The organism is Acetomicrobium mobile (assembly GCF_937920065.1).
Map to the genome: position 1 here is coordinate 1 of NZ_CALETC010000174.1, position 2,905 is coordinate 2,905.

The 2,905-nt window shown below is 46.7% G+C and carries 3 protein-coding genes; all 3 read right to left on the reverse strand.

Annotation, left to right across the window (positions count from 1 at the left end):
• Positions 1 to 32: 32 nt before the first annotated feature.
• The 3 genes from aroD to Q7P41_RS06805 all read right to left on the reverse strand — a co-directional run bounded on the left by aroD (position 33) and on the right by Q7P41_RS06805 (position 2,661).
• Entirely contained in the window at positions 33 to 815 is a 783-nt protein-coding gene (gene aroD / locus Q7P41_RS06795; RefSeq protein ID WP_303883057.1) for a type I 3-dehydroquinate dehydratase, read from the reverse strand.
• A gap of 94 nt (positions 816 to 909) precedes the next feature.
• Positions 910 to 1,704 (reverse strand): IclR family transcriptional regulator, encoded by a 795-nt coding sequence (locus Q7P41_RS06800; protein WP_303883058.1) that lies wholly within the window; start codon positions 1,702 to 1,704, stop codon positions 910 to 912.
• A gap of 30 nt (positions 1,705 to 1,734) precedes the next feature.
• Positions 1,735 to 2,661: an oxaloacetate decarboxylase gene (locus Q7P41_RS06805; protein ID WP_303883059.1), complete on the reverse strand. Its 927-nt coding sequence runs from the start codon at positions 2,659 to 2,661 to the stop codon at positions 1,735 to 1,737.
• Between the last annotated feature and the right edge of the window lie 244 nt (positions 2,662 to 2,905).

Below are 2,905 nucleotides of genomic sequence, written 5' to 3' on the forward strand. Positions count from 1 at the left end.
TTTAACATGCCTTATACTTGCTCATCGCTTTTCTAATCGTTCAGGTAAAGGGAATAAAGCAGCTTGTAAACCTCTCTCAGCTCATCAGCTGGTATCTGTCCAGGGGCAGATGAGGCTACGCCTACCGCAAAGGTCAGATCCGAACCGAAGAGCCAGCCTGCGATCCTCGTGATGGAACCGAGCGACCCCATGGACATGGTTATCAAGGGGGTTTCGGGGAACTCGCGCCTCGCCAGCAACGTCGCTGCCATCAGGATCAGCACGTCTTCCATGGACTGGGGCATTACGGCGACCTTGGCGACGTCCCCGCCAAAGGCGATCTCCTTGGCTATGGTTGCAAAAATGACTTCTTTAGGAGGTGTTTTCTTGAAATCGTGAAAGGAGACAATTAAATAAACGCCGTGGGGAGCAGCGATTTGCTTTAAATTTCTAATTTCTTCGTAGCCGCTTATAAGTTCGATGTCGACGAGGTCCACCAATTTTTCCTCGATTGCACCTTTATATAATGCATTCCTCACATCCGTCGAAACTTCCTGAAATCCGCCCTCATGGTGGCTTCTGCAAGTCAAAAGCAAGGGAATATCGGTCAATTTTCTTATATCCCCAAGAACCTTCAAAGAAGTTTGCCTGTCTGTTATGAAGCTCCAGGCGTCAACTCTAAGTTCGATCACGTCGGGAGACCCTGCAATCGCCTTTCTTGCTTCCTCAAGAGCACCTTCAGGAGTTTTTCCCACCAGAGGAAAGCAAATTAAAGGTTTATCTCCTCCAAGTTTCTTTCCCCTAACGACAACTGGCTTGGCTGCTTCCAGTCTCACGGATTTGTCCTCCTTTTTTGTATTTGTATAAAATGTAAGGTATATACAAAATATTCAGACATGATTACATAAAATTTTTATTTTTTGCAAACCCCTAATTTCTGCCGCCTAACATTGCAGCTTCTAAATCTTTGGAATAACCTAACTGATAGGAAATCTCACTTGCTGCGTTTTTTACCGCCTCTATTACCTGGGGAGTGATTTCAAAACGAGAGACAGGGCCACTAACGCTTAAGGAAGCCAGTATTTTGCCTTCTTCGTCAAAGACCGGCGCAGATACTGCTACTACCTCGATGTCTCGCTCGCCGTGGCTTACTGCATATCCCTGCATTCTTATCTTGGCAAGTTCCTTTTTAAAGAGTACGACATCGGAGATGGTGTTTTTCGTCAAAGGTTTAAGTCGTGTATGGGAAATCAACCTTTCGATGAAATCCTCAGGTTGCCAGGCTACCAACACCTTCCCGGCGGCACCGCAATAGGCAGGGATCTTTTGACCCAGGCGAACCACTTGTCTAACCAGGTGAACGCCTTCAGCCTGCTCTATGCACACCCGATCAAAGCCATCCAAAACATATAGATTTACGGTTTCTTCCGTTATGTCGCGCAATCGCTCCATTACAGGTTGGGCTACGTAATTAATATCCATAGTGTTAGTTGCAATAGAGCCTAAATGAAAGAGCTTTACACTCAAGCGATATTTGTTGGTCTTCGGGTCCTGGCAGACATAACCTTCATCCTGGAGGACTTGAAGCAGCCAGTGAACTGAACTTTTTGGCAAGTCAAGTTTCTTGGCGATTTCACTCACTCCAAGAAAAGGTTCTTCCAATGAAAACGCAGAAAGCACCTTTAAAGCTCGTCGGATCGATGTGCCCTGTTCCCTTTTAGCCATCTGTCCAGCACTCCCTTATATAAGTTAGCTCTAGTGAAGTTCCGACTTCGCCTTTTCTAAACCATCACGGCTCTGATATCTCATCGCTATCTCTTCCTCCGTGAGATAACGCGACTCTAAGTCCCTGATCTCATCCAGCTTTACAAGGCCTGCAAATTCTTCGAAACCGATCACGCCCGGCAGGTCTTTTATGGTTCCTTTCTCCTTTATGTATTCCAATGCCTGCTTTACTCCCCATGCTGCCGCCATCACCGAAGTGACAGGTATACTGACCCTGGCAGCTCCCCATTCCTGAAGCTCTTGGATGGTGACGAGAGGTGTCCTCCCGCCCTGAAGCAAATTTATAGAGACAGGAGCATCGATGCCCTTTATCACTCGCTTGATTCCCTCTACAGAGGTTACAGCCTCGACGAAGATGAGGTCAGCGCCTGCTTTGGCATACATGTTGCCTCGACGGATGGCCTCTTCTTCTCCATAAATCATGTAAGCATCGGTGCGGGCATTTATCACGAAATCTGGGTCCTTGGCTGCTTCCCTAGCCGCCTTTATTTTTAAGACCATTTCCTCAGCCGAAATGCATTGCTTGCCCGTTATGTGGCCACACCTTTTGGGGATAATTTGATCTTCCAGGTTAATGCCTGCAGCACCGGCAGCTTCAAATTCTCGAACCGTGTAATAGGTATTTACGGCGTTTCCAAACCCGTTATCACCGTCGGCCATAACGGGAATATCCACTGCGTGGCAAATGTTGCGCGTAATTTCAAGCATCTGCGTGCTGCTTAAAATCCCAATATCGGGCAATCCCAGCAGTGAAGCGGCAAAGCCAAATCCTGAGCACTGTACAGCTTTGAAACCGGCAGCTTCAATTAGCCGAGCCGAGAGGACGTCATAAGCGCCGGGCATCACCAGGATCTCAGGGTCGTTTATCAGCTTTTTCAACAAGGTAGTTTTCTTCACTAAAATCGCCTTCTTGTTCAATATTATAGAACAGCGTTCTACGATTTTGTAATCTAATTGTATTCTATCAAAATTTCTTTCTTTGTCAAGCTTCTTCTTTGCAGAAAAATGGACAAATGTATGGGTAATCCTGCATCATGATGGTGCTGTAGGATAAAGTATATAATTCAGGCAAGAAAGACATTGGAGGTTGGCAAAATGGCGAGTCACGTCACGGGTCCAGGAAGGGACGGGGGAATATCGG

Excerpts from the sequence above, each read along its gene's own strand:
- Q7P41_RS06800 (WP_303883058.1), bottom strand. The coding sequence starts at position 1,704 with ATGGCTAAAAGGGAACAGGGCACATCGATCCGACGAGCTTTAAAGGTG.